23 protein-coding genes, 2 pseudogenes and 1 riboswitch are annotated in these 24,762 nt (G+C 58.1%); of the genes and pseudogenes, 11 read left to right on the forward strand and 14 right to left on the reverse strand.

Annotated elements, in window-relative coordinates:
- Window positions 1–287: 287 nt before the first annotated feature.
- From GWQ22_RS16865 to GWQ22_RS16880, 4 genes and pseudogenes are all read right to left on the reverse strand, one after another.
- Window positions 288–1,364 carry a lytic polysaccharide monooxygenase gene (locus GWQ22_RS16865; protein WP_275931023.1) on the reverse strand — a complete coding sequence of 359 codons (1,077 nt, stop codon included), beginning with the start codon at window positions 1,362–1,364 and terminating at the stop codon, window positions 288–290.
- A gap of 415 nt (window positions 1,365–1,779) precedes the next feature.
- A pseudogene (locus tag GWQ22_RS16870) lies at window positions 1,780–2,151 on the reverse strand (IS3 family transposase); the annotation flags it as partial.
- Window positions 2,152–2,216: 65 nt separating this feature from the next.
- Window positions 2,217–2,435, reverse strand: a complete 219-nt coding sequence (locus tag GWQ22_RS16875; RefSeq protein ID WP_139405785.1) for a hypothetical protein — start codon at window positions 2,433–2,435, stop codon at window positions 2,217–2,219.
- 744 nt (window positions 2,436–3,179) lie between these two features.
- Window positions 3,180–3,788, reverse strand: a complete 609-nt coding sequence (locus GWQ22_RS16880) for a short chain dehydrogenase (protein ID WP_275931024.1) — start codon at window positions 3,786–3,788, stop codon at window positions 3,180–3,182.
- 104 nt (window positions 3,789–3,892) lie between these two features.
- Here GWQ22_RS16880 and GWQ22_RS16885 point away from each other — a divergent pair, with 104 nt between their 5' ends.
- The 3 genes from GWQ22_RS16885 to ruvC all read left to right on the forward strand — a co-directional run bounded on the left by GWQ22_RS16885 (window position 3,893) and on the right by ruvC (window position 6,604).
- Window positions 3,893–4,774 (forward strand): LysR family transcriptional regulator, encoded by an 882-nt coding sequence (locus tag GWQ22_RS16885; RefSeq protein ID WP_275931025.1) that lies wholly within the window; start codon window positions 3,893–3,895, stop codon window positions 4,772–4,774.
- A gap of 130 nt (window positions 4,775–4,904) precedes the next feature.
- Entirely contained in the window at window positions 4,905–5,810 is a 906-nt protein-coding gene (locus GWQ22_RS16890) for a Gfo/Idh/MocA family oxidoreductase (protein ID WP_275931026.1), read from the forward strand.
- Between the two features lie 272 nt (window positions 5,811–6,082).
- Entirely contained in the window at window positions 6,083–6,604 is a 522-nt protein-coding gene (gene ruvC, locus GWQ22_RS16895; protein ID WP_017412842.1) for a crossover junction endodeoxyribonuclease RuvC, read from the forward strand.
- Between the two features lie 533 nt (window positions 6,605–7,137).
- Here the strand turns inward: ruvC and GWQ22_RS16900 are convergent.
- The 3 genes from GWQ22_RS16900 to GWQ22_RS16910 form a co-directional block, all read right to left on the reverse strand.
- Window positions 7,138–7,893, reverse strand: coding sequence for a lytic transglycosylase domain-containing protein (locus GWQ22_RS16900; RefSeq protein ID WP_275931035.1), 756 nt, complete (start codon window positions 7,891–7,893; stop codon window positions 7,138–7,140).
- Window positions 7,894–8,048: 155 nt separating this feature from the next.
- Window positions 8,049–9,446: an alpha-amylase family protein gene (locus tag GWQ22_RS16905; protein ID WP_275931027.1), complete on the reverse strand. Its 1,398-nt coding sequence runs from the start codon at window positions 9,444–9,446 to the stop codon at window positions 8,049–8,051.
- 181 nt (window positions 9,447–9,627) lie between these two features.
- On the reverse strand, window positions 9,628–10,779 hold the full coding sequence (locus GWQ22_RS16910; RefSeq protein WP_275931028.1) for a M23 family metallopeptidase: 1,152 nt from the start codon (window positions 10,777–10,779) through the stop codon (window positions 9,628–9,630).
- Between the two features lie 473 nt (window positions 10,780–11,252).
- Between GWQ22_RS16910 and GWQ22_RS16915 the strand changes: the two genes are divergently transcribed.
- Window positions 11,253–11,693: a GNAT family N-acetyltransferase gene (locus GWQ22_RS16915; protein ID WP_275931029.1), complete on the forward strand. Its 441-nt coding sequence runs from the start codon at window positions 11,253–11,255 to the stop codon at window positions 11,691–11,693.
- 4 nt (window positions 11,694–11,697) lie between these two features.
- On the opposite strand, the gene GWQ22_RS16920 is transcribed toward GWQ22_RS16915, so the two are convergent.
- Entirely contained in the window at window positions 11,698–12,240 is a 543-nt protein-coding gene (locus GWQ22_RS16920; RefSeq protein WP_042038296.1) for a DUF1439 domain-containing protein, read from the reverse strand.
- A gap of 96 nt (window positions 12,241–12,336) precedes the next feature.
- Between GWQ22_RS16920 and cls the strand changes: the two genes are divergently transcribed.
- On the forward strand, window positions 12,337–13,818 hold the full coding sequence (cls, locus tag GWQ22_RS16925) for a cardiolipin synthase (RefSeq protein ID WP_275931030.1): 1,482 nt from the start codon (window positions 12,337–12,339) through the stop codon (window positions 13,816–13,818).
- A gap of 95 nt (window positions 13,819–13,913) precedes the next feature.
- Complete coding sequence (locus GWQ22_RS16930; RefSeq protein WP_275931031.1) at window positions 13,914–15,176, forward strand: DUF945 family protein; 1,263 nt, start codon at window positions 13,914–13,916, stop codon at window positions 15,174–15,176.
- Window positions 15,177–15,260: 84 nt separating this feature from the next.
- On the opposite strand, the gene purU is transcribed toward GWQ22_RS16930, so the two are convergent.
- A complete protein-coding gene (gene purU, locus GWQ22_RS16935) occupies window positions 15,261–16,097 on the reverse strand; it encodes a formyltetrahydrofolate deformylase (protein WP_275931032.1) in 837 nt (278 codons plus the stop codon).
- A gap of 209 nt (window positions 16,098–16,306) precedes the next feature.
- A riboswitch (FMN riboswitch) is annotated at window positions 16,307–16,461 on the forward strand.
- Window positions 16,462–16,566: 105 nt separating this feature from the next.
- On the opposite strand from purU, the gene ribB reads away from it, so the two are divergent.
- Together ribB and GWQ22_RS16945 are read left to right on the forward strand one after the other, a co-directional pair.
- Window positions 16,567–17,220 (forward strand): 3,4-dihydroxy-2-butanone-4-phosphate synthase, encoded by a 654-nt coding sequence (gene ribB / locus GWQ22_RS16940; RefSeq protein WP_042038304.1) that lies wholly within the window; start codon window positions 16,567–16,569, stop codon window positions 17,218–17,220.
- A gap of 224 nt (window positions 17,221–17,444) precedes the next feature.
- Window positions 17,445–17,687 carry an Lpp/OprI family alanine-zipper lipoprotein gene (locus GWQ22_RS16945; protein WP_005334342.1) on the forward strand — a complete coding sequence of 81 codons (243 nt, stop codon included), beginning with the start codon at window positions 17,445–17,447 and terminating at the stop codon, window positions 17,685–17,687.
- Between the two features lie 141 nt (window positions 17,688–17,828).
- Here GWQ22_RS16945 and GWQ22_RS16950 read toward each other — a convergent pair whose 3' ends face one another.
- Window positions 17,829–18,677, reverse strand: coding sequence for a tetratricopeptide repeat protein (locus GWQ22_RS16950; RefSeq protein ID WP_042038305.1), 849 nt, complete (start codon window positions 18,675–18,677; stop codon window positions 17,829–17,831).
- Window positions 18,674–19,396, reverse strand: a complete 723-nt coding sequence (locus GWQ22_RS16955; RefSeq protein ID WP_275931033.1) for a 4'-phosphopantetheinyl transferase superfamily protein — start codon at window positions 19,394–19,396, stop codon at window positions 18,674–18,676. The genes GWQ22_RS16950 and GWQ22_RS16955 overlap by 4 nt, the downstream gene beginning before the upstream one ends.
- A 300-nt stretch (window positions 19,397–19,696) precedes the next feature.
- Here GWQ22_RS16955 and GWQ22_RS16960 point away from each other — a divergent pair, with 300 nt between their 5' ends.
- The 3 genes from GWQ22_RS16960 to GWQ22_RS16970 all read left to right on the forward strand — a co-directional run bounded on the left by GWQ22_RS16960 (window position 19,697) and on the right by GWQ22_RS16970 (window position 22,255).
- A complete protein-coding gene (locus GWQ22_RS16960) occupies window positions 19,697–20,161 on the forward strand; it encodes an NlpC/P60 family protein (RefSeq protein ID WP_042038374.1) in 465 nt (154 codons plus the stop codon).
- 150 nt (window positions 20,162–20,311) lie between these two features.
- Complete coding sequence (rlmF, locus tag GWQ22_RS16965; RefSeq protein ID WP_042038308.1) at window positions 20,312–21,268, forward strand: 23S rRNA (adenine(1618)-N(6))-methyltransferase RlmF; 957 nt, start codon at window positions 20,312–20,314, stop codon at window positions 21,266–21,268.
- 267 nt (window positions 21,269–21,535) lie between these two features.
- A complete protein-coding gene (locus GWQ22_RS16970; protein ID WP_275931034.1) occupies window positions 21,536–22,255 on the forward strand; it encodes a MaoC family dehydratase in 720 nt (239 codons plus the stop codon).
- A 138-nt stretch (window positions 22,256–22,393) separates the two neighbouring features.
- Here the strand turns inward: GWQ22_RS16970 and GWQ22_RS16975 are convergent, their stop codons facing one another.
- The 3 genes and pseudogenes from GWQ22_RS16975 to GWQ22_RS16985 form a co-directional block, all read right to left on the reverse strand.
- Window positions 22,394–23,395: a DUF481 domain-containing protein gene (locus GWQ22_RS16975; protein ID WP_212514826.1), complete on the reverse strand. Its 1,002-nt coding sequence runs from the start codon at window positions 23,393–23,395 to the stop codon at window positions 22,394–22,396.
- 30 nt (window positions 23,396–23,425) lie between these two features.
- Window positions 23,426–24,343: a L,D-transpeptidase family protein gene (locus tag GWQ22_RS16980; RefSeq protein WP_212514827.1), complete on the reverse strand. Its 918-nt coding sequence runs from the start codon at window positions 24,341–24,343 to the stop codon at window positions 23,426–23,428.
- 165 nt (window positions 24,344–24,508) lie between these two features.
- Window positions 24,509–24,762: pseudogene (locus GWQ22_RS16985) on the reverse strand (IS1595 family transposase); the annotation flags it as partial.

Raw genomic sequence — 24,762 nt, forward strand, 5'->3', positions numbered from 1 at the left:
GTTTTGCCAGATCGATGCCGATAGCCGTAGCCTTCATGGTGGTCGCCTCTCTCATCAGTGGGAACTTACATTCGCCACTTTGGCACTCAGATGCCGTTTTGGGGAGGGGCGACCATCCCATTACTTCCCCTTGCCGGGTGTGTAGAGGACCTTCACCTCCAAGTCGCCCTTTGACCACCACAGTCAATGGACTGCGCCTGTCAAGGCGCGCACAAAAAAACGGGTGCATCAGCACCCGGTGGTATTACAACCTATATTTCAGCGTTACATGCTCTGGAGAAGCAGGCTCATATCGGTCCTTCTTGTTCCCACAAATACACCCCCGGTGCTCCCGGTGCCCACCCCGCATTGGACGTATTGGCATAGGTGCACCGCCAGATGTAACCTTGGTGGGTAACAAGATCACCGATCTCATACCTTACACCAATCATCCACGGCGCGGGAGTGTTACCACCGCCTTCGCCGCCACCACCACCGCCTTCGCCGCCACCACCACCGCCTTGGCCACCATCGCCAAAATCGACGTCGAATGCGGAATAAAAGCCAGCGCCAGTGTCAGCAATCAACCAGATTGATAAAATGATATGATGGCCAGTCTTGTTCCTCGGTAATGCTATCGATTGCTGATCCCAGATTGGAGTGCCTTGGCCCGCGCGATTGATAACACTGGCAAACGGTACTTCCTCAAAATCAGCGCGTGTTGCTCTTTGGTTTGGGTTCCAATTATCTCGGGTAATAAAATAACGGTAGCCACGGGTAGAATGCACTGCCGTATGATTCCAGTGGATTGTCAAATACTGACCGGGTTCGACTGCGGTTTTCGGCCAAGCTACACCGTGTTGGTTTAGCAGTTCAGAATCGGTCAAATTCACGATGCCACGGTTGCCGCCCGTCTGGCCGCCACTAAAAATAAGCCCATCAGGCAAAGGGGACGATACGCCAGGAAATATATAGGTACTATCCGCGTACGGGCCACCTTCACCGTCAAACCAGATAAGCCCTCTGTTATCGTCATAGTTAGTAAACAAAGGAAAATTTTTCATCCCCTCCATTTCGCTTGCCGGATGGCCATTGTTCAACCAGTTCCTATTTATGGCGAATTGAGTACGCCCTACAGGAGTGGTAAGCCAGCCATGGGCAGGCGTAATGCCTTCAGGAACAGGATAAGTATCGCAACCACAAGGCTCTGGCTGGGGAGGATATCCAAACACAGGCGGACGGGGAGGCACACAGCAAAGATCATGCGGCACAGGCGGGGGGGGGGGATACCCACCGCACGGATTATAGGGGGGGGGCGGTAGCGGGGAATCGCTCTGATGGTTTTCTGGATTACTGTGGTGGTCGTGGTTGCTATTTTTACCCATGATTAACCCTCATCATCAATTAATAACAATGTGTCAATGTTTTTTTAGCGTAAAAGCTGTATACTTCCATTCCATTATTCGATCGTAAAAAGTTACGAATGCCGCATATAACATCCATGCCAAATCACAGAATTAATTCCGTTTCGTTAACTACATACTCCGAGCTGGATAACACATTCGGCAATCAAATAATGACAAAGATATCCACAACATATATCAACGCTTTTATACCGTACATCCTTATTTATTAACAGATTAATAATATTTAACTTTACTACACCTCCTCATTACCTCTAGCGACGGCATCAGGGCTCAACCTCTAACCTACCATGGAGCTTATTGATGTCAAGCTCAATTAACCTACCATGGCATTTAGAGCCTATCCCAATAGGCTCTTTGAATCGCCCCTGGTTTTCTAGACACTCTGTTGTTGAACATTGAACTGCTTTTCAAACGCTACCGATGACAGCCCATCATTGGAACCATGGCGCCTGATTGGGTTGTAAAACATCTCGATATAATCAAATACGTCGCTGCGGGCTTCATCTCTTGTCGGGTAAATCCTGCGCTTGATCCGCTCCCTTTTGAGTAACTGAAAGAAGCTCTGGGCGACAGCATTGTCGTGGCAGTTACCACGTCGGCTCATACTGCAACTCAGGTTGTGGGCCTTCAGAAAGTCCTGCCATTCACCACCGGTAAACTTGCTGCCCTGACCCGAATGCACCAGTACCGGCTGCGTTGGCTTACGTCGCCAAACCGCCATCAATAACGCATCAACGAGGAGATCTGGGACACTCACCTTTCTGACCCACCTTTCTGATGACATGACTGACAAGGCAGCAAGCGGGCGGTTTACTCGATACGCACCACATCGGGATGGGCGGTGCTGGCGGCTTCGTGATAGATATCGTCAAGCCAGCGCGGGATCTCATCCTCGGTCAGAAAGTCGGGAATAATCACGTCGCGGATGCGCGAGTATTTGCGCTCGGGCAGGCTGACGTTAAACAGCAGCCACTGCTCACCCTCCCGTTTTACGCCAACCAGTCGGCCAAAGACGCTGAATATCATCATGGCAATACTCCTGAATGCTCCTGCTTGTGCTGTGTCTACGCGGCTGTGGCCTGTTGCGTGCTGCTACTTGCCGCGCTCTGTTATCCCCTTGGCCCGCCTGAATGCCTTGCTTAATGCGGAAATCTGGGACACCCACCTTTCTGGGTAAGGCGTAATGCTACTGAATCCCACGCTACCGCCCGTGGATGACAGCCTCCAATATGCTCCATTGACCCGCGCTGGCAGCAACCCATCGCAGCCCAACAGGTTCCATATGGCAATGGTAAGTCAAACGAAGCTGTGCCAGCGAGCATAAAATGGAGGTAACCATCCGGGGAAATCTGGGACACCCACCTTTCTCTAATGACTACCTTATTGAATGTGGAAATTTATTGGTCTTACGTTTGATGTTTCTTTATTTTAATCACGCTACCGCCCGTGGATTACAGCTTCCAATATGCTTCGTTGACCCGCGCTGATAGCAACCCATCGCAGTTCAACAGGTTCTGGATGGCTATGGTAAGCCAAACGAAGCTGTGCCAGCGAGCATAAAATGGAGGTAACCATCAGAAATTCATCATTTTTTGCACCAAATCACCAAACCGGCCGATTACGAATGGTTGTTCCATCTGCTGACGATACGACTCAGTGCTGGCAGGGATGGCGGCCTCAATACAAAAAGCCCCGAGAGCAGGGCGCTTTCGGGGAAGAGGAAAATCATCGACAGGGTATGACAACAGGCAAAGGGATCACGGCTGAGCGGGATCAGGCATCGACATAGAGCACCTGACCGGTAATAAAGCCATCGACGGAGCGCTCAAACGCCTTGCCGACCAGGGCGCCCGGCACCGGCTGGAAGCCGGGCATCATCTCGCCATATACCTCCCACGCCTCTTCCAGTACGGTCGGGTTGACCACATTGATGCGGATGCCACGGGGCAGCTCGTGGGCCACGCACTGGACAAAGGTATCGATGGCGCCGCTGGTGGTGGCATCGGCAATGGCCAGCGGGATCGGCTTGATATTGAGGATGCCGGAGATCAGGGTGAAGGAGCCGCCCTGATTGATGTAGTTGAGGCCGACATTGACCAGATTGATCTGCCCCATCAGCTTGCTCTGGATGGTGGTTTGCCACTGCTCGTCGCTCATCTCGCCAAAAGGGGCGTATTCGCAATAGCCGGCGGTATTGACCACCGCATCGAAGGAACCCACGTTTTGGTAGAGCCGCTCGATAGACTCCTTGCTGGTGATATCCACCTGAAAATCACACCCCTCACCGGAGCGGCTGGCGGTGATCACCTTGTGCTTGCCCAGACCACTGAGAGCGGCTTGCCCCATTTTCCCCTGAGCACCAATCAGAATGACAGTTTTCATCGTTAACCTCGCTTTGCTGGAAGAGCTGCAAGGTTAGAGAGCCAATGATACAATGTAAATTATGGATAATTTGTATGTGATACAACTGAAATTGGTGGGTGAGGGTGGAGAAGATCGATATCAGGCAGATGCGGGTGCTGGTGCTGCTGGTCAGACACAAGAGTGTGTCGCGGGTGGCCGAGCTGTTGGAGATCTCCCAGCAGGGGGTGAGCAGCCATCTGAAAAAGCTGCGCGACGCCTTTCCCGCCGAGTTGTTTATCCGCCAGAGCGCCGGTTTGCAGCCGACTGACTACGCCTGCGAGCTGGCCGACAAGTTTGAGCAGATCCTGGTCGATATCGACGGGGTCTTTGTGGCCGCCCCCTTCGTTCCGGCCAGCAGCCAGCGCACCTTCAGGGTGATGGCCAACGAGTATGCCCAGCTCGCCATTATCCCAAGGTTGGCGAGCGCCCTGCGACGCCAGGCACCCTCCATCCGGCTCGATGTGGTGGACTTTCAGGCCGAGCTGCATCTGGCGGCTCTGGCCAGCGGCGAGAGTGATCTGGTGATTGGTTTCGATGCCTATATCGACCCGGGGTTGCTGCGCGCCACCCTGCGCCGGGATCACTACTGCTGCGTGCTGCGCCAGGATTCCCGATATTTTGCCGACAACGCCCAGCCGCAGGACATGGCGGCCATCCCCTTTGTGCAGTTCGCCAGCAGCGTCGGCAATTTTGAAGGGCAGATGAGCCCGAAGCAGGTCGCCCGCTCGGCGGTGGCGACGCTCCCCTGCTACACCTCGCTGCAAGCCTTTATGTCGGTCAATGACGTGGCCGCCTGCATTCCGTCGGCCATCGCCGCCCTCGGCGATTTTCGCGTGCTGGAGCTGGCCGGAGCGCCGCAGCCGTTCGAGGTGGTGGTCGGCAGACACAGAAAAAGTCAGGGCAATCTGGCTATCGAGTGGATGGCCGAGGTGATTAAGTCGGTCAGCGACCTCGCGCCCAGATAACGCAGCCACTGGCAGAGAAAGGCCGCCGCCAGCCAGAGTGGCTAACAGCAGGCTGGCGCTGCGGGGGGACATCCTGCGATGGTGCGGGCAGTTATCTACTTATCCCGTTATCGAGTGAAAAGGAGTTGAGATGCGCATTGCCCTGATTGGTCTGGGGGATATCGCCCAGAAAGCCTATCTGCCGCTGCTGGCGAGCGATGAGCGGGTGACGCCGCTGCTCTGCACCCGCAATCCGGCGGTGCTGGCGCGGCTGGCCCGCCAGTACCGGATCCCCGAGTCGTACACCGATGTTAATGCCCTGCTGGCCAGTCGCCCCGATGCCGTGATGATCCACGCCGCCACCGCGGTGCATCGCGAGCTTGCCGAGCAGAGCCTGCGCGCGGGGATCCCCACCTTTGTCGACAAGCCGCTCTGTGACAACGCAGCTGAGGTGGAGGTGCTCGCCGACCTCGCCATGGCGCAGGATTGCCCGCTGTTTGTCGGCTTTAACCGCCGCTATCTGCCCGCCATGGATGCCGCCCGTGCCCAGCCGCTCACCGAGCTTAACTGGCAAAAACACAGACATGCTCTGCCGGGGGCACCCCGTCAGTTCCTGTTCGATGATTTTATCCATGTGCTCGACAGCCTCTGCTTCTATGGCGGCGCGCCGGACGGGGATTTTCAGGCGGTATTGCGGCCGGATGCCAAGGACAACAGCCTGCTGGCCGGGGTGAGCGTCAGCTGGCAGAGCGGTGATCGCGCTATCAGCGGCAGCATGAATCGCAGTGCTGGCATCACTGAGGAGCGCATCGACGCCTATGGCGACAACCTCTCCCTGCACCTGGAGAACTGCACTCGCGGCATCATCGCCCGCGACAAGGAGGCCGAGACGCTTGCCCCCAACGACTGGCAGCCGGTGCTGGCCCAGCGGGGCTTTGCCGCCATGCTGGAACACTGGTATCAGCAAATTGCATCGGGCAAGGCCGATAGCGAGCTGATCGCCTCCTGCCTGCATGGTCACCGGCTGGCGGAGCAGCTGGTGGCGCTCGCGACCTGACCCCTCTCCTGCGCCTGTCGAGCCTGATTTATCGGGCCCGCACGGGTGAGTAAACCGGCAGACTACTGTACAAGATGACGGATCCCTGCGCAGTCAGCAGGCGAGGGCGCCGCCGCGCGAGCCAAGCGGACGCTTGTTTGCTATCTTGGCGGCCATGAACTGCCTTCAGAGCAACAGAGTGTCATGAGCATTATTTTCGGAATGGAGCCGGGCCCCCGGCTCAGTGGTGATGAGGGTGTGAGCCGCCCTCAGGCGTGTATGGCGGAGCTGCCATGAGCATTATCCTGGGGATAGATCCGGGCTCCAGGATCACCGGCTATGGTGTTATCCGCATCGTCGCGGGCAAGGCGGAATACCTGGGATCAGGCTGTATTCGCACCGACCTGGGCGAGCTGCCGTCCCGCCTCAAGCAGGTGTATGACGGGGTGAGCGAGATCATCACCCAGTTCAAGCCCGACGAGTTTGCCATAGAGCGGGTCTTCATGGCTCGCAACGCCGATTCGGCCCTGAAGCTCGGTCAGGCCAGGGGCAGCGCCATCGTCGCGGCGGTCAATGCCTTGCTGCCGGTGAGCGAATACTCGGCGACCCAGATCAAGCAGGCCGTGGTGGGCACGGGGGGGGCGGCCAAGGAGCAGGTACAGCACATGGTGACCCATCTGCTCAAGCTGTCGGCCACGCCCCAGGCGGATGCGGCGGATGCGCTCGGGGTGGCTATTTGCCACTTCCATACCCGCCAGAGCCTGATCAAGATGGCGGGGCGGGCCACCAGCTCGGTGCGTGGCCGCTATCGCTGAAGCCTGCCGCGTCTAAAGAGCAGTGTGAGAGGAGGGCGCCCGGGCGCCCTCCTTGTTTATTCGTTGCGCCTGGCACGCTCAGGTGCGCGCCACCCTTTGCTAAAAGCCTTAACCGAGTCACGAGTTGTTTTGTCACATGGTGTGACTCCAATCGGGACAACCAGCCTGGGGGGTGACGAAAATACTCTTAACTAATCAATGGCTTGTTACCTTAATCACATTTTCTTGGCGAGACGTGGTTTACGTCGCCTCGTCATGTCACCCGCCCATAATGTGGCGCCGTTTAACAACGGCGACCTCGTGAGCCCCGGCTCCTTACCCCGGGTTGCTCCGAACGTCGGTGCCATTCTGGGGGCATTGGCCTATCGCGTGATTGCACCGAAAGCGTGATCCGTGACAAAAACGTGGGTATCAACAGGCCCCATGTGTGCTGTTCGCAGGGGTATGCATTCAGACGTCGAGTTCGGGCTGGACAGCCGTGGGGCCCGGTATCAGGGGGATCTTGTGCCAGCGGTTGCGCCACGGGAGTGTGGTCACAGCCCCCGGGTGTGCAGCATCTCTTTATAGCGTTGATGCAATAGCTGCACCCGCTCCACATAGGCGCGGGTCTCGGCATAAGGGGGGATGCCCCCATGTTTTTGCACCGCTCCGGCCCCCGCGTTGTAGGCCGCGGTCGCCAGCGCTATGTTGCCGTCATATTGCTTGAGCAGGCCTGACAGGTATTTCACCCCGCCAAAGATATTCTGCTCGGCTATCAGGGCATCGCCGACCCCCAGTTCGTGCGCCGTGGCCGGCATCAGCTGGGTCAGCCCCATGGCCCCCTTGCGGGAGACCGCCAGCGGGTTGAAGGCGGATTCGGCGTGGATAAGCGCCCGGATGAGCGCGGGCTCCACCTGATAGGCCTTGGCTGCCGCCTGTATCGTGCTGGCGTAGTCGTAGAGGAAGAGGCCGGTCGTGTGCCAGTTGACCTTGGAGGCCGGGTCGCAGGCGTAGCAGTCGTTGAACAGCAGCAGCTCGTAGTGGCCCTGCTCCGGCATCATATCGGAGTAGCGTATCACGCCGTTTTTCTGGACCGATTTGTAGACCTGGATCTGGCGAGTGCCGGGCGGCAGGCTGGTGGTCAGCCGGCTGGGGTCGGGGAGTGCGCTGGGCGCGGGCACTGACTTGGGAGCCACCAGAGGAACGGGGAGGGGGGCTTGCGCCTCTGTGGTCAGGATCACCACCTCGGCCGGTGGGGGAGTCTGGCTCCAGCCGGGCGGGGAAAACAGCGGGATCAATTCCATCAACATCCATGATTTCAACGGCTTGCTCCTTCAGCCTCGTTAGGCTTGTTGAGTAAAGCATCATGACGGTGGCAGAACAAGCTGCCGATGATCGCGGCGCCTGAAATAAACCGGCAAAAAGAGGGGCCGCACGGTGGCGGCCCCGGTTTGATCTCTCTTTCTTAGTCCTGCAGCCAGAGCCGGGCGCTGCGGGCAGGAATAGCGACCCGGACCCACTGGCTCTGCACATTGAGCAGCGCGTTCTGATCGAGCACGTCCCGGTAGTTGCGATACCAGTTCATCTCGAACTTGGCGGTATCCAGCCAGTACTCCTGCTCGTAGTCACATTTGTTAATGCCGACCAGCCCCAGCTTGCCGCGTTTGAACAGCACGAAGCAGTCGCCGCTGCCGATGAGCTGCATAGGCTGGCCCTGCACCGCATTGTGGAAGCGGATCATTCCCTTGAGATCTGCGCGTTGGTAATAATCCTGCCAGCGCAGCCCATCCTTGGCCTGGGTCTCGCCGTGATCGGAATAGACCAGCGGTGAGCCACCATCGCGGCCAAGCAGATAGGCATAGGCCAGCGTCTCGTCGGTCTGGTTGAGGATCTGGTAGCGAAAGCCATCGTTGGTGGGAATGTCGTGGGTGATGGCGAAGGTGATGGCCCGGTTGCCCGGCAGGGCCTGTCCGTAGGCCCCCGGATCCGCCAGCAGGTTCATGCTGCCGCCATAACCCAAGGCCCCGCGCAGGGAGTTAAACAGCAGGAAGTCATAGGCCCCCTGACCGCTGCTGTCGAGATAAGGTTTGAGGAAGCGTTCGTAATCCGTGCTGCCGGCGCCCCCCGACGTGACCACCTCGCCAAACACATGCACGCCCTGTTTTATCTCGGGGGTGAACACGGCGTTGATCTGGTAATTGCTCATGTGCTTGACCGCATCGACCCGAAAGCCCTTGATCCCCATCCCCTTGAGCGCCTTGAGATAGGCCTGCTGCTGGCTCACTACCCAGTTGTTGGGGTCGAGATCCGGCAGCCCCTTGTCACCGGCGCCACCGCACAGGCGCCAGTACTGGACGTGACCCGGATCGTGCCAGTCGGTGATGCAGCCTTCGGGGTGAAAATCCGATCCGGCCAGCAAGTTCTGCCCCAGATCACCAAACAGCCTCTGGCGCTCGAAGTAGGCCGGGTTGGCCGCATACTGGTCGAGCAGCGCGCTGCCGGGGTAGTTGAGATCGCTGCGCTTCCAGCTCTCGTTGGCCATGTGGTTGAGCACTACGTCCGCATAGACGGCAATGCCCCGCGCCTGCATGGCGGCGATCAGTTGCTCGAGATCCTGCTTGTTGCCAAGGGGAGTGTCGATAAGGCGCAGATCCTGCGGTTGATAGCGTGCCCACCACTCGTTGCCGGATGATTTGAGGGGAGGCGAAATGAGCACCTGCTTGTAGCCGGCGGCCTTGATGAGATCGGCCTTGGCGGTGACGTCACTGTATTTCCAGTTGAAGGCGTGCAGTATGACGTCGGCTTGCGCCAGCGGGGCGATCAGCATGCCTGCGATCACCCAGATTCCCGCGATTTTTTTCATTATTGTCAGTCCTTGTTTGGGTGCCCATATGGGCACCCAGAGCCTCACACTGGTCTGGCTGGCCGGCAATCTCCTTGTGGCTGTTTTGTGAGCACTTTCAAAGGGGCATATGCCGATCTGTGACGGCTTGCATGAAACCGCCGAGCCCTGTCATGAGCGACTTACCCATGATGTAATCGGCTCAGTCGAGACCATTGTTGTAGAGCGGCTGCCAGGCACAGAAACGCTGGCCGTTGCGGCTGTTTTGCAGCCAGAAACGGTTGCAGTTGTCGTCGTAGTTGCTGGTGCCGACGTTGACCGCATAGCTGCTCAGACGCTGCCCCTGCAGGGACTGGAACACCCCGTTGTAGAGCAGGGAGAAATGCAGGTGCGGGCCCGTGGAGGAGCCGCCCTCGCACAGGGCTTCGTTGCGATTGCTGGCATAGGTGCCGATAGGGGTGTCGGCGGCCACGTAGTCACCGCTACGAACCGAGATGCCACTCATGTGGTAATAGTTGGTGGCCCAGCCATTGGGGGCCGTGATCCGCATCTGGCAGCGGGAGAAGACGGTGACGGTCCCGCCGTTGGCGGCGGTGACCGTATAGGTGGCGCTGCCCCACCCCGGCCAGTCGTAGGAGACATCGATGGAGGAGTAGGGAGAGCCCGAGCCGGTATGGGAGTGGGCGCCGTTCACCTGCCAGCTGTAACCCTGGCGCCAGGGCAGCTGGAACTGGCCACCGGCCAGCTGGTCCGACGGTGTGGCCGTCTGCGCCCTGGGCGAGATCATGGCTTCCTTGCCAAACAGGGTCTGCCACTGCTCGCTCAACTGCTGCCGCTCGTGGGGGGCAAGCAGGCTGGCCAGAGCGGCCTGGTGCGCGGCGAGCGGGGACAGCGCTGGGGCATTGCGCAACTGTGCCAGGGCCTGATAAAAGCGCGCAGAGAGCTGGCGCGCCATCTGCTCGAACTGGTTATCGAATCCCCGGGCCTTGACCAGCCGGGCGAACGGGGCCGCCATGGCTTGTTCCGAGGGGGCCGAGATGAGCTGGCTGCTCGCCTCCATCAGGGCCAGCAGCAGTTGGGGGTTGAGGCTGGTGATGCCGCTCCAGTGCAGGATCACCTCCTCCTTGGGCAGCAGGTGAGGCGCCTGTTGCAGCAGGAAGTCGTGCAGATCGAATGCCATGGCTGCCTCGCCAAACACGAAGTGGGCCTCGTCCAGTGGCACTGTGACAGCGTCAGTGGCGCTGAGCTGCTGTCGGGTGAAGTGGTAGGGAGCAAGCGGGGTGTGGATGTCGCCGGCCCAGCTGGCGGTAGGGAGCAAGGCCAGCATCAGCAGTGAAGGAATGGGTCTGAACATGGTATCTCCTTGGCAAGGGGGTGAGGTGTCAGCGTGGGAGTGATCCCACTCAGGCAACGACAGCGCGACGCTATGCCAAGGTTTCACCATAGGGTGACAGGTCAGAATTGCTACTCGAATGAGGCTTTTGTTGCAGTGGATGAACAGTGTCAATTGTTAACAAATGTTTACAAAAATATTTTATGATACTCAATCGGCGCCATTTGATGTTCGAGCAAGGCCTTGCCGTAAAATCGGGCGGTTCGCGCAAGCAGTGCCCGTGCGGGGAATAGCGTGATAGGCTTGCCCCCGACTTCCTGCGGCCAGCCGCCTGTTGAAAAGTGCGTAAGCCGGGTTGTTATTGGCTGTTTTGTTATTAAATGGCGTGATATCTTGCCGGTTAATCTGGTCGGATCTCTCTCCGAACTGCAACTGAATATTGAGGACTGGGCCGAGTGTCCAAGGATGGAACGGGTGTGATAAGCAAGCGGGCGATGGCGATCACGTTTGAAGAGTACTGTGATGCGGATCTTTCCCTAATCAGGGACTACTACGAAACCACTTTCTCCCATTACGTGCCGGATCTGGCCGAGCGTATCTTCGTGGTGCGCGACGCTAACTGGCTGGTGGGCGTCGTGCGTCTGCGCGACGAAGAGGATTACTACCACCTGTGCGGCTTTCGCTTGCTGCCCCATTACCAGTCGTTGGGACTGGGCTCCCGTCTGTTGCAGCACGCCTGCAACGATCTGCTGGACAAGCCGGTGGTGTGCCAGGCATTGCCGTTCGAGAAGCCGTTTTACCTCAAAGCCGGTTTTACCGACCTACCCCTGCACGAGCTGGATGGCCCGCTCTTCTCCCTCTATGACCAGCAGCGCGAACAGGGTTACCAGATCGAGCTGCTGGTGCGTCAGGCCAAGGCCCCCGCCTACAACTAAAGGCTCATTTGGGGTTGGTTAGCAGGTGAATTTTGCCTGGTGACAGCTCAATCCCCAGCAGATTCTCTTTCAACCAGGCCTGGTTTGTGTCCTTGTCGTTGAGGCGATAGACAGGTTGGGTCTCCAGCCGTTTCTCCATGCTCTGCAGCAGCATGCCCAGCATGAAGCCGAACTTCTGCTGCGCCGCCTCCGGTTCCAGCTTGTACTCAATCAACTTCATATTGTCGAGGAAGAGTGCGCTCTGGGCCTTGTCATAGCGCGGCCTGGCCTCGTAGGTCATGTTCAGGCGCGCGTCGTATTCGGTCTGATCCGGCAGGGTGATTTTCAGCTTGCCCTTGCCATAGACACGGGCGGTATCCGGGCTCTGGCGCCCAATCTGGACGTCGCTCTGCTCGAGCTGCACATGGGCCTTGATGATGCCGGGCAGCTCCAGCTGTTTGTTCACTTGTACCTGGGATTGCAGGTACTGGTTTATCTGTTGCTCATTGATGTCATATGAGCCTTGGCCTAGCATGGCCAGACTCAGTAGCATAGATTGCAGGATCATGCTAACGACCTGATAGAATGGGTGTGTTTTACAGCATACCATCCTGGCCCCGTGGGATCTGCCCACCGAGGCCACTCTGGTGTACAAGGAGTTCTCTTGATCAATGGCTTGGAGCACGACATCCAGCTGCTGTTTTCCCAGTTCCTCGGCGGGTTGCTGCTGCTATTTCACACCGTGATTGTGGCGGGGGTTTCCCTGCGGGTGGTGATGAAACGGCGCCCCATCGGCGTCTCGCTGGCCTGGCTGGCGCTTATCTATGCCATCCCGTTTGCCGGGGTCGGTTTCTACGTGCTGTTTGGCGAGATCCGTCTTGGCCGCCGCCGCGCCGAACGGGCTCAGGCCATGTACCGCCCTTACGCCATCTGGATCCGCCAGCTGGCCCGCCTCTTCCCCCAACACTGCTGCGAGGTGGGCAGCAAGGCCCAACCGCTGCACGATCTGATCCAGAGCCGGCTGTCCATGCCCATGCTCTCCGGCAACCGGATGACGCTGCTGAGCAAGCCGGAATCCATCTTGTGCGAGATAGTGCGCGACATCCGTCAATCCTCCCAGTCCTGCTATCTGGAGTTCTACATCTGGCACCCGGGTGGGGATGTTGACGAAGTGTGCGAGGCGCTGATGGAAGTGGCGGCGCGCGGCGTAGATTGTCGTCTGCTGCTCGATTCCATGGGCAGCAAGGCCTTCTTCCGCTCGCCCTGGCCGAAGAAGTTGCGCAAGGCGGGGGTCAAGCTGGTAGAGGCGCTGCCGGTCGGCGCCTGGCGCATCCCGTTCCAGCGCCAGGATCTGCGCATGCACCGCAAGCTGGTGGTGATCGACGACAGGGTGAGTTACACCGGTTCCATGAACATGGTGGATCCCCGCTTCTTCAAGCAGAACGCCGGGGTCGGCCAGTGGGTAGACATCATGATCCGGGTGCAGGGGCCCATGGTGCCGCTGATGTGGTCCATCTTCGTCTGGGACTGGGAGATGGAGACCGGCGAGCGGCTGCTCGACAGCCTGCAGCACGAGCCCGAGGCTTGGCCCCAGAGCAATTACCGGGCCCAGCTCATTCCGTCAGGTCCCTTCGTCGGCGGCGACTGCATCCAGCAGAGCCTGCTGCTGGCCATCTATCAGGCCCGTCACCATCTGGTGCTGACCACCCCCTATTTCGTGCCGGACGATCCGCTGGCTGCGGCGCTCTCCTCGGCGGCGGCGCGCGGGGTGAAGGTGCAACTGGTGTTGCCCGCCCGCAACGACTCCCTGATGGCCAATCATGCCTGCAACGCCTTCATGGAAGAGCTGCTGGAGGCCGGGGTCGAGGTCTACCGCTACGATGCCGGGCTGCTACACACCAAGAGCGTGCTGGTGGATGACGACTTCGCCCTGGTGGGCACAGTGAATCTGGATAGGCGTAGCCTCTGGCTCAACTTCGAGGTGACCCTGCTCATCGACAACCCGGTTTTTGTCGCCGAGATGACCCGGCTGGTACAGGGCTACATGATAGAGGCGACCCCCATGTCGCTGGCCAAGTGGCGTGCCCGCCCCTGGTACAAGAAGGTGATGGAGAACATCTTTTATTTGTTCAGCCCCTTGCTGTGACAGCACATATTTGCGGCCGAGGCCGAATTGGACTTGCCTAGCCCCGATATGGCCCCGTAGAGTGCGGCAATGAGCCTTTGGAGAATCATATAAAGATGAAGAAGCGAGTAGCGCTGGCCGTCGGTGCGGCCCTGGTAGTCGGTGGATTGGGTGCCTGCTGGTACACGGGCAATACGTTCGATCGCATCATGGCTGAGCAGATTGCCAAGGTGAAGCAGGAGAGCGGCATCGAGCTGACCTGGCTGCCTGGCGCCAGCAACCTGTTCACCCGCGATGGCGTGCTGAAGGTGGTGGTCACGCCGCAGACCCTGGCCCACCTGGATGGTCAGCTGGAAGGGAGCGAGCCGGTCGGGGCGCAGTTCATCGTCAACAGCCGTATCCTGCCGCTCTATATCAAGAGCCACATGTTGCTTGACACCACACAGGGCTCGCTGGCCCCGGTGTTCAGCTCGCTCAAGCTGGAGCAGTGGCAATTTGGCATAGAGTCGGTCAGTAGCCTGTGGACCGCCAGCAACAGCAGTCGCTTCTGGGCCAACGAATTCAAGGTCAAGCAGGGGCTCGACGAGTTCAGTTTCCTGCCCATGAAGGGCGACTACCACGGTGATTTGGAAGGCAATGGTCACGTCACCTTCCACTGGCAGGGCATGACGCTGCACGAAGAGCAGAACAAGATGGACATGGTGCTGGCCGAGCTTAAGGGCAGTGCCGACATGGCCGAAATCAGCGGCATCTGGCTCTCTCCCCGCAGTAACATGTCTCTCTCCGCGCTGTCGGTGCAACTGCCTGACAGCGTCAAGGTGTCACTGCAGGGGCTGACCACGGAAACCCAGCTGGCAGGGGACGATGCCCAGACCCTCTCCAGCAGCTATCGGGTGAAGCTGAACACCCTCAATCTGGAGAACGAGACCGACAACCTGGCGCTGACCCAGAGCAAGCTGGCCCTGAATCTCAAAGGACTGGATCTGGAAGGCTATCAGGCGCTGCAGGCCGCCAGTGGGCAAGGGGTGGAAGATCAAGCCATTCAGCAGGCGCTGGACAAGTTGCTCAAGCGCGGCGCGACTCTGGAGCTGGTGGAGTTGGGCGCTCAGCTCAACGGCGAGCCCGTCGCCATGAAGGGGGACGTCAAGCTGGCGGCCACCTCGCTGGAGCAGCTGTTCAACAGTGAAGAGGGGATGCATGCCCTGTCCGGTCTGCTGCACGCCAACCTCAGCGGCAAGCTGGGCAAGGCGGTACCGCAACTGGCTCCCATGCTGGAACAGCTTACTGCCATGGGCTATCTCAAGGCGGACAACGCCCAGCTGACTGCCGAGCTGAAGCTCGACAAGGGTGTCATGACCATCAATGGTCTGCCGCTGTAAGCCGAGAGCAAGAAAAGGCAGTGCAGAAACAACAAAGGCTCCCGCAGGAGCCTTTGTTGTTTCTGGCGTGGTGCCAGAGGTGGGTTACTTGAACACCACCGTCTTGTTGCCGTAGACGAACACCCGCTCGTTGAGCACCAGCTCCAGTGCGCGGCTCAGCACGGATTTCTCCACGTCGCGACCGGCCTTGGCCATGTCGTCGGCACTGAAGGCGTGGCCGACATGGATCACGTCCTGCTCGACGATGGGGCCCTCATCCAGATCGTCAGTGACGAAGTGGGCGGTGGCGCCGATCAGCTTGACTCCGCGCTCGAACGCCTGGCGGTAAGGGCGGGCACCGATGAAAGCCGGCAGGAAGGAGTGATGTATGTTGAGGATCTTGCGCGGATAGGCCTCGACGAAGCTCGGAGTCAGCACCCGCATGTACTTGGCCAGGATCACGTAGTCGGGCTGATAGCCGTCGATGATGGCGCGTACTTGCTCTTCGTGCTCGGTGCGGCTCAGATCCTCGTGGCTGACGGTGTGGAACGGGATGTCGAACTTGCCGGTCAGTTCGGCGAGGGTATCGTAGTTGCCGATCACCGCCATTATGTCCATGTCCAGTGCACCGGCGTAGTTCTTCATCAGAATATCGCCGAGGCAGTGAGTCTCCTTGGTCACCAGGATGACGATGCGCTTCTTGCCCGCCTTGACCAGGCGGCGCTGGGCACCGGTGGGCAGGGCATCATCCAGATCCGCCAGCAGGGTTTCGTCGTTGAAACGCCCCTCCAGCTCGGTGCGCATGAAGAAGCGGCCGTTTTCGTTATCCACGAACTCGTCGTTCTTGTTGATGTTGAGCTGGTGCTTATAGCAGATGTTGGTGATCTTTGCGATGAGGCCCTTGGCGTCCGGACAGTCCGTCAGCAGTATTTTCTTTTCCATCTCTGTCATGATTCCGTTTGTGGTATTGGCGCCTGAGTCTGCGCAGGCTGCGCGTTTTTTCAGGCACTATGCCATAAACAAAATCAGAAAAGACAGTGCGCCGTGCGTGCGTGAGCCAAGTCGTTGGCTGTGGGTGTTGGTCGGGTCCACATTCATTCTTGATGGGTTTTGGGCTGGTATCCGGCGTTTTTTTTCTTTAGGCTATGTGCGCTTATTCTCAGGGCGGGGTGAAATTCCCCACCGGCGGTATCCCGATCTGACTCGGGGAGCCCGCGAGCGCCCGACCTTGTAACCAGGGTTGGGGTCAGCAGATCCGGTGAGATGCCGGAGCCGACGGTCATAGTCCGGATGAAAGAGGATAAGACAGATATTGCAGGCATGGCCCCGTTGGGCTGGCCGCTGCATACCTATCTCTGTCTGCCTTTCCATGCCCTGATTCTGGTCCTTGTCTTGTTTTAGGAGTCTTACCATGAATCAGTCTCTACTCAGTGAATTTGGTGATCCCCTTGCTCGCGTCGAAGCGGCGTTGGCGGCTCTGCGGGCCGGTCGTGGCGTATTGGTCGCCGACGATGAAGATCGGGAGAACGAAGGCGACCTCATCTTCGCCGCCCAATCCATGACCAATGAACAGATGGCCATGATGATCCGGGAGTGCTCCGGCATCGTCTGCCTCTGTCTGACCGACGAGCGCGTTCGTCAGCTTGAGTTGCCCATGATGGTGGAGGCGAACTCCAGCCACTATCAGACCGCCTTCACCGTCACCATAGAGGCGGCACAAGGGGTGACCACGGGCGTCTCTGCGGCCGATCGCGTCACTACCATTCGTGCGGCTATCGCCGATGGTGCCAAACCGTCCGATCTGCATTGCCCTGGCCATGTCTTCCCACTGCGGGCTCGTACCGGTGGTGTACTGACACGCCGTGGTCATACCGAAGCCACGGTTGACCTGATGCAGCTGGCCGGCCTCAAACCCTTTGGGGTCTTGTGTGAACTGACCAAGGAAGATGGGTCCATGGCTCGTCTGCCAGACCTGGTTGCCTTCGGTCGCCTGCATCAGATGCCTGTGCTGACCATCGAAGATCTGGTGCAATATCGTCAATTGTTGTCAGAACGTTCAGCTTGAGCCTCATACGAAATTGTAATAAGCCCAAATTTTGGTTACGCTTTGTGCGAACCTCATCCAGAGGCACTCATTTTTGCTTAAAGTTTGCGCATAAAGTGTGCGGCTAAAAAAAATGAGGGTTTTAATGCATTTATCTGTGATGGGGCCTATCCAAAGTATGATTCTTTTGTGCCATAATCATGCCGCTTGCTAAACGTCTGGCGAGTTAAAGGGAGCTTTTAAAAATGAAAAAATTGTTGTTGGTAGGTGTTGTTGGTCTGTCCGCTCTGCTGGGCGGTTGTGCAAACACCAGCGAACTGGAAACCTCCGTTCAGAATCTGTCTAACAAAGTTGACCAACTGGCTCAAGATGTTAGCGCAGTTCGTGCTGATCAATCCAAGATCGCTGCTGATGTTGCAGAAGCCAAGCAAGAAGCTATGCGTGCTAACCAGCGCATCGACAACATGGCTACTTCCTACAAGAAGTAATCCATGCGAAAAAATGGCGCATTTATGCGCCATTTTTTTTGCCTGAAATTCGTCAATTCCCCGCATTGAGTCACAACTTTCTAGCCTTGCCAAGGCAATGCCGATCCCTCGGCATCCCCCCGTTTTTCATCATGTGATCATTCAGTAGAGCAGGCTGTAGAGCTTGCGACGGTAGTTCTGTGCCGCCGGATGGGCGCCCATGGTGGTCAGAATGTCGAGATAGGTCTTCTTGGCATCGCCAAAAGCCAGGTCGTGCTTGAGGATGGTGAACAGTAAGGTCAGTGCCTCTTCCTGTCGACCCGCCTGGTTGTATTGCACCGCCAGCTCCTGGGTCAGGGGGAAATTGTCAGGATCCTGCTCGTAACGTGCCTCCAGTGCCCGCAGTTCCGGGCTGTCTGCGGCCTGCAGTGCCAGCGCCAGTCGGGAGCTCAGAGTCTGATAGTGGTCATCCTGCGCGATCATGGGGATCTTGCCGAGTCGCTCCTGCGCTTCGTCTAGCAGATTGAGATCCAGCGCCGCCTGAATGAGCCACAGGCTGATGTCGTGGCGCTCTGGGGCCAGCTGGTGAGCCTTGGTGAGATGGGCATAGGCCACATCCGCCTGACCGTCAGCCAGAGCCTGCTGCGCCTGCTCGAACAGCAGTTCCTCCTCCTTGGGAGCGAAGGCGGCAAAATAGTGGCGCAGGGTTGCTTCGTCCTGCGGCCCTTCCAGAATAGCCTGCTCGTCCGGGCGACCCTGATGGAAGAGTACCAGTGCAGGCAGGGCACGCAGACCAAGCTGGCTGGCCAGCGGTTGCAGCTGCGGATCGTTCATGTCGACCCTGGCCAGGGTCACCTGGGGGTTGGCCGGGCCAACCAGTGACTCCACCAGCGTGGTCATGCCCTGGCACTCGGGCATTTGGGGGGCGTGGAAATAGATGACGACCGGCTTTTTCATGGAAGCATCGATCAGTGCGGCTTGGAAGTTCTGGGGATTGATGTCGACGATCATGAGGCTGTCTCTTGGAAAATGGTGTGAGTTAACATGGGGTTGATAGGGGCGGATTTCAAGTTGTCGTCCAGCAGCCAGCCGTTGACGGCCAGGGTCGGGGCGGCGAGGCTGAGCCAGCCGCCGCCAAGGGGCCAATCCTGTACCTGGTAATCGTGTTCATCGAGCCTGTTATCGAGCCGCCACTCCTGCTGCGGCACAAAGCATATCTTGTCGAGCCCGGCGGCAATGCCGGCACCATGGGCCTTCAACACCGCCTCCTTGCGTGACCAGAGCCGATAGAAGGCGCTTTCCTGTTCTTCAGCCGGCAGGGCGGCGAGCCACTCGTACTCGCTGGTTGCATAGAAGCGTCTGGCCAGTGGCAGGGTTTGGCGGCGACGCTGACCCAACTCTACATCTACCCCAAGTGGCCCCTTGGCACAGAGTGCGATCACCAGCCAGTCGCCACTGTGGCTGAGGTTGAACTGCCAGCGCTGGTCGCTCAGCTCGGGTTTGCCGTGGGGGTTGGTGCAAAACAGCAGCTCGCTGGCCTGGCACCGCAGGCGATCGGCCAGCAGGCACCTGAGCAGCACTCGGCTGACCAGGAACTCCTGGCGGCGTCCTTGGTGGTGGATCCCCTGCCACTGTTGCCGCTCTGTCGGGGAGAGTGCGTCCGGCAGCAGAGCCAACTGGTCGACGCTGACATTTGCCGGTTTTAACAAGTAGAGATCCACAGCGATCATAATTTTTCACTTTAAAAGAGGGATGAAACAGCGATAAGAGTCAGTTTAATCGAGCAAGGACGGTCGCTTTCGAGATTGTATATTGTTTGGGCATGCTCACATTAATCACGGTAAATAATGCATTTACTTGCAAAAATGTGATCTCGATTGGGATTTTCACTTGCCTCAATAGGATTCTTGGATATAGTCAAGTGCTGTTGCCTTATAAATTGCCCTTTGGGGCCGTATTTTAACAAGTTTTACTATTTTTGCGGGGATAAAGGATTGCGCCACCTGATACTGCTGCTGGTCGCGCTCGGAATGGTGGGTTGTGCTTCGGCACCCCAGCCCGAGGTCGCGAGCAAGATTGAAGTTTCCATGATGGAACCCATTATTGAACCGGAAGCTTCGCAAACACCCGATGTGAATGAAATCCTGACAGTATATAAAGAGTGGCGTGGTGTTCCTTACCGTATGGGGGGCAGCAGCCAGCGAGGCATAGATTGCTCCGCCTTTGCCCGTGAAGTGTTCCGCAATGCTGTCGGTGTCGAATTACCCCGTGACACCCGCTCCCAAGTCCATGAAGGGACTCGTGTTTCCAAGCAAGATCTGGTCGAAGGGGACTTGGTGTTCTTCAAGATCAATCGTCGTCTCAATCATGTCGGTATCTACGTAGGCAATGGTGAATTCATCCACGCCTCGACCCGTGCCGGAGTGACGCGCTCCAAGCTGAATAGCTCCTATTGGCGCAGCAAGTTCTGGCAAGCACGCCGGATCGACATCTGAGTCAGGCTGGATAAGCGGCTCGCAGTACGGACTGTTTTTCCAACCTCACTTGAACCGGGCACCTGAAGCCCGGTTTTTTGTGGCTGTGATTTAGACTTTCCGGGGCCAAATCACTATAGTGTGGGCCCGTTTTCCCTCGGCAGGCCCAGCATGAAGACCCCCTCCCACCGTAAATCCGGATTGCATCCACGCAATCGCCATCAGGCTCCCTATGATTTCGATGCGCTCTGCCAGCGTACCCCCGAGTTGCGACCCTTGGTATTCGTCAATGAGCACGGTACCCAGACCCTGGATTTTGCTGATCCTGCCGCCGTCAAGGCGCTGAACAAGGCCTTGCTGGCACTGCACTACGGTATTCAGCACTGGGATCTGCCTGCGGGTTATCTTTGCCCACCGATCCCGGGGCGGGTGGACTATCTGCATCGGGTGGCGGATCTGCTGGCCGAGAGTGCGGGACGCGTACCGACCGGCAAGGGGGTACGAGTGCTGGATATTGGGGTGGGGGCGAACTGCATCTACCCGCTGCTGGGGGCGCGCGAATATGGCTGGCGCTTCGTCGGGTCGGATATCGATCCTGTCTCGGTCAAGGCAGCGAACCTGCTGGCCAAGAGCAACGGGCTGGGTGGACAGGTCGAGTGCCGCCATCAGGGCAATGCCAAACATGTCTTTCACGGCATCATAAGCCCGCAGGAGCGCTTCGCCCTGACCCTGTGCAACCCGCCGTTTCATGGCTCGCTCGATGAGGCGAGCAAGGGCAGCGAGCGCAAGCTGCGCAACCTAGGCAAAGCCGTTAAGGGGGGGCCTGTGCTCAATTTCGGCGGCCAGAAGGCCGAGCTCTGGTGCGAAGGGGGAGAGGCCGCGTTTCTCGCCACCATGATTGCCCAGAGCAAGGAGTTCGCCAGCCAGTGTCTCTGGTTCAGCTCGCTGGTGTCGAAGAAGGAGAACTTGCCGGCTGCGAAGAAGGCGCTGGCCCAGGTCGGTGCTCGTCAGGTGCGGGTGATCGACATGGCGCAGGGCAACAAGGTGAGCCGGATCCTGGCCTGGTGTTTTCTGGATGAGGCCACCTGTAAGCAATGGTGGCAACCGGCACCGCATGACGACGCCTGACGGGCCAAGCAAGGTATCGACATAGGCTCTCAGATGGCATTCCCCCGGTTTCGGCCCCTGTTTGTGCGGGGATCATGGCCGCTTGACGCTGGCCATGGTAATCGTTTTTCTCCTTGTGCCATCAGGCTTGCAGCCAACAGGTTAGTGACCACTTCTGCTCGTGGTACAGCTGTACGCTGAGATTTTTTTGCACTTGCTGTTGAAACTTTCATAAAATAGGACTGGTTAGACCTCTTTACAGGCTTTGAATCGAATAGGGATCGGTAGATGAAAGTTGTCGATTTTCTGAAGCGCAAGCGTGAAATTCTGGCGCAGCACCCCTTTGAGCTCAAGGATTGGCTCTCTCCGGCGATCCGTGACTACTGGCGTGAGTTTCAGCAAAAGGCACACCTTCACCCTCTGCTGGGTCGTGTGCTGGACCTGCACGCTGATAGTCAGTCCGTGCAGCGGCAAGCGGGCGTGGCACAGGTTGCCAACGGCCAGCCCCTGCAGGCGGATGAGCCGGCAGTTGAGCTTAATGGTGAGGCGGCTGCCCTGTTTGCCACTCTGCAGCCCAGCATAGGCGCTGAGACCCACGTGGGTGAATGGTTGCTGGTGAGTCAGCAGATGATCAATGCATTTGCCGCCGTGACCGGCGACAACCAGTGGATCCATACCAACCCTGAACGTGCCGCTGCCGAGTCGCCGTTCAAGACCACCATAGCCCATGGCTTTTTGACCCTGGCGCTGCTGCCACGGTTGACGGGTAGCATCAACGAGGCGACGCCCGAGTTTCCGGATGCTCGCATGGTGGTGAACTTCGGGCTGGACCAGGTGCGTTTTCCGTATCCTATCAAGGTGGACAGCAATATCCGCGCACGCACCAAATTGCTGCGAGTGACTCCCATCAAGGGGGGGCTTGAGCTGCTCAAGGAGATCAAGGTCGAGATCGAAGGCATTCGTCGTCCCGGCTGTGTCATTGAATCTGTCACCCGGATCTACTTCTGATGTCGTGATGGTTGTCGCCCGGTGGCATGAATCGTATTGAAATAAAACAGGCTCACCCAGGTGAGCCTGTTTTATTTATGGCGTTATGGTGCTTGTCAGTGGCACAGACCCTTGTTCAGGAATGGCTTGCCCTGATGTCTAGAAGCTGGCCCCCAGGCTTATCAGATGGCGCCACTCCTTACCTGCCAGCTGTTGGTGAATATCTTGGTCATCCAACCGGGCATCTTCCCAGTCGAGCTCGCTTGACCAGGAGAGGCGCAAGTGATCGTTGAAGTAGTAACGCAGCCCCAGACTCCCCTGAATGGATTGCTCCCTTGTTACATAAGGAGAGGGCTGGGCCAGGTAGCGCTTGTAGCCCCCCTTGCTGAATATCTCGATGCTCTCTGACCACAAGATGACCGGCTGTCGGTAATCCCAGCCCAAATTGAGGAGGGGATAGTTGATGATCCTGTCATCAAAGATGTCGGCAATGATGGACTCATCGTAGGCCGCAGGTCTGAGATATGTGCGCTCCAGACCGACTTGGGTGATGAGCTCAAGGCGCCGTTTCTTGTCGTTCCAGAACCTGTAACCCGGGCCCGAGGCATAACTCAGGTTCAGGTAGTTAGCGTCGAGCATCTGATAGTCATAGTCGATGGAAGATCGCACGAACCAGTGCTGGTCAAAGAAGAAGTCCAGCATGGGCTTGAGTTGATACTCATGTTTGTTGGTGACGTTGTTGGCCGTTTCGTAGATGTACTCCCCATTCAGGCTGTATCGCCAGTCGAGATTGGCAACCTCTGTCTCGGCCTTCAGGTTGACGTTGTTGGTCTGCTTCTCATTGTGCCTTAGCCTCACGTTCAGATCGCTGCTGCCGGTCCACAGCCAGGCGCGCTTGTCATCCTGCGTGGTAAGGGCGCGCAGGGTAATGCCGGTCTTCACCGTCGGTTTTGGCTTGTCCTGCTTCTCGATACGCCAGCGTTTGACCGCCTCGCGCTTGACCGTCACCGGTGAACTGTAGGGCAGTGCTATGCGCACCTGTTCATCCGTGATCTCCTCTATGGTGCCGGTCAGCCGGTCACCGTTGTCCATCCAGAGGATGTCGGCCAGCGCCATCGGGCTGAGCAAGATGGCGAGCAAGAACCAGACGCGGTATTTCATGGAAAATCCTTCATGAACACAGGGTTGCCGTTAACCGCTGACGGGGCGTGGAACGCCGTTTTTATTGTTCAGCACGGCAGCGACCTTGTCACCGTCGATCTCGGGCATGGCGATAAAGGTTTCCACCTCGGCTGAGAGGATCAGGGGGGGACCCTGCTCCAGCTCCAGTTCAGTGCGAGAAAGGGGGGAGTGGACCTCCAGCCAGTGGCGGCCATCGGGCTCGCTGGCCGTCTTGACCGGCTGGTTGATCACCCGTACCTGGGTGCCGAGGGGGACTATCTTGAACAGGGCCTCGATATCATCGGGGCGCAGGCGAATGCAGCCTGCACTGACTCTCAGCCCGACGCCAAACTCCTTGTTGGTGCCATGAATGAGGTAGTCCTGCTTGCCGTAACCCAGGCGCATGGCAAACTTGCCGAGGGGATTGTCCGGGCCTGGCGGCACGACCGCGGGCAGGGTGATGCCCTTCTGCTCCAGCCAGGATTTGCGTACCATGGGGCCGGGTACCCAAGTCGGGTTGGGGTTCTTGGCGATCACCGTCGTGGTCATCTCAGGGGTTTCCCGTCCTATGTCGCCAATGCCGATGGGCAAAACGATCACCTCATTTTTCCCCTTGGGGAAGTAGTAGAGACGCAGTTCGGGCAGGTTGATGACGATCCCCTCTCTTGGCACATCCGGCAGCAACATCTGGGTCGGCAGGGTCAAGCGAGTGCCTGTCTTGGGCAAATAGGGATCAACCCCGGGATTTGCCTCGAGCAGTGCCAAAAAACCAATCTGGGTGTGCTTGCCGATCAGTTCAAGGTGCTCACCCGGCTGGACTATGTAGTCCTCCAGCTCGCCAATCAAGCGGCTGCCAGCCGGTGGCAAGGTATAGGTCGTAGCCCAGGTTGGCGCGCTCCAGAGGCTGGCTGTCATTAGCAGCAGTGAGACGATTCGTGCATTGAACATGGTACTTCCTGTCAAATAGCGTGAGGGCCGATCACTATCCGCCCTGAAAAAAGAGGTGAAATTGTCAACCAATCCACTCCCGATTACCAGCCCGCCCCACAAGGGTTACAGGGGAGTCTTGTCTCAGAAAATGGCCCTTTTAACGACATCCCCCCTTTTTTAAGGCTATGTCCCAATTACGTGTTGCATGGGGCGCCCCAGCGCCTCATGCAAACATGCTTTGATATTTACGCCTTTTCCGTAACGCTCCAGCATCCTGCGCCAACCCAGGTAGTTCTTCAGGTAGTGCGTCGCCACGCCATGGAACCGCTCCATCCACTCTTTCAACCGATGGTGATACCCGTTTACGTGCTGGATGTGATACGCACCGACCACCCGTTCGCCTTGACGATTGCGCACCACCTGATGGGTTACACCCT

Source organism: Aeromonas sp. 1HA1 (assembly GCF_029237385.1).
Lineage (GTDB): Bacteria > Pseudomonadota > Gammaproteobacteria > Enterobacterales > Aeromonadaceae > Aeromonas > Aeromonas popoffii.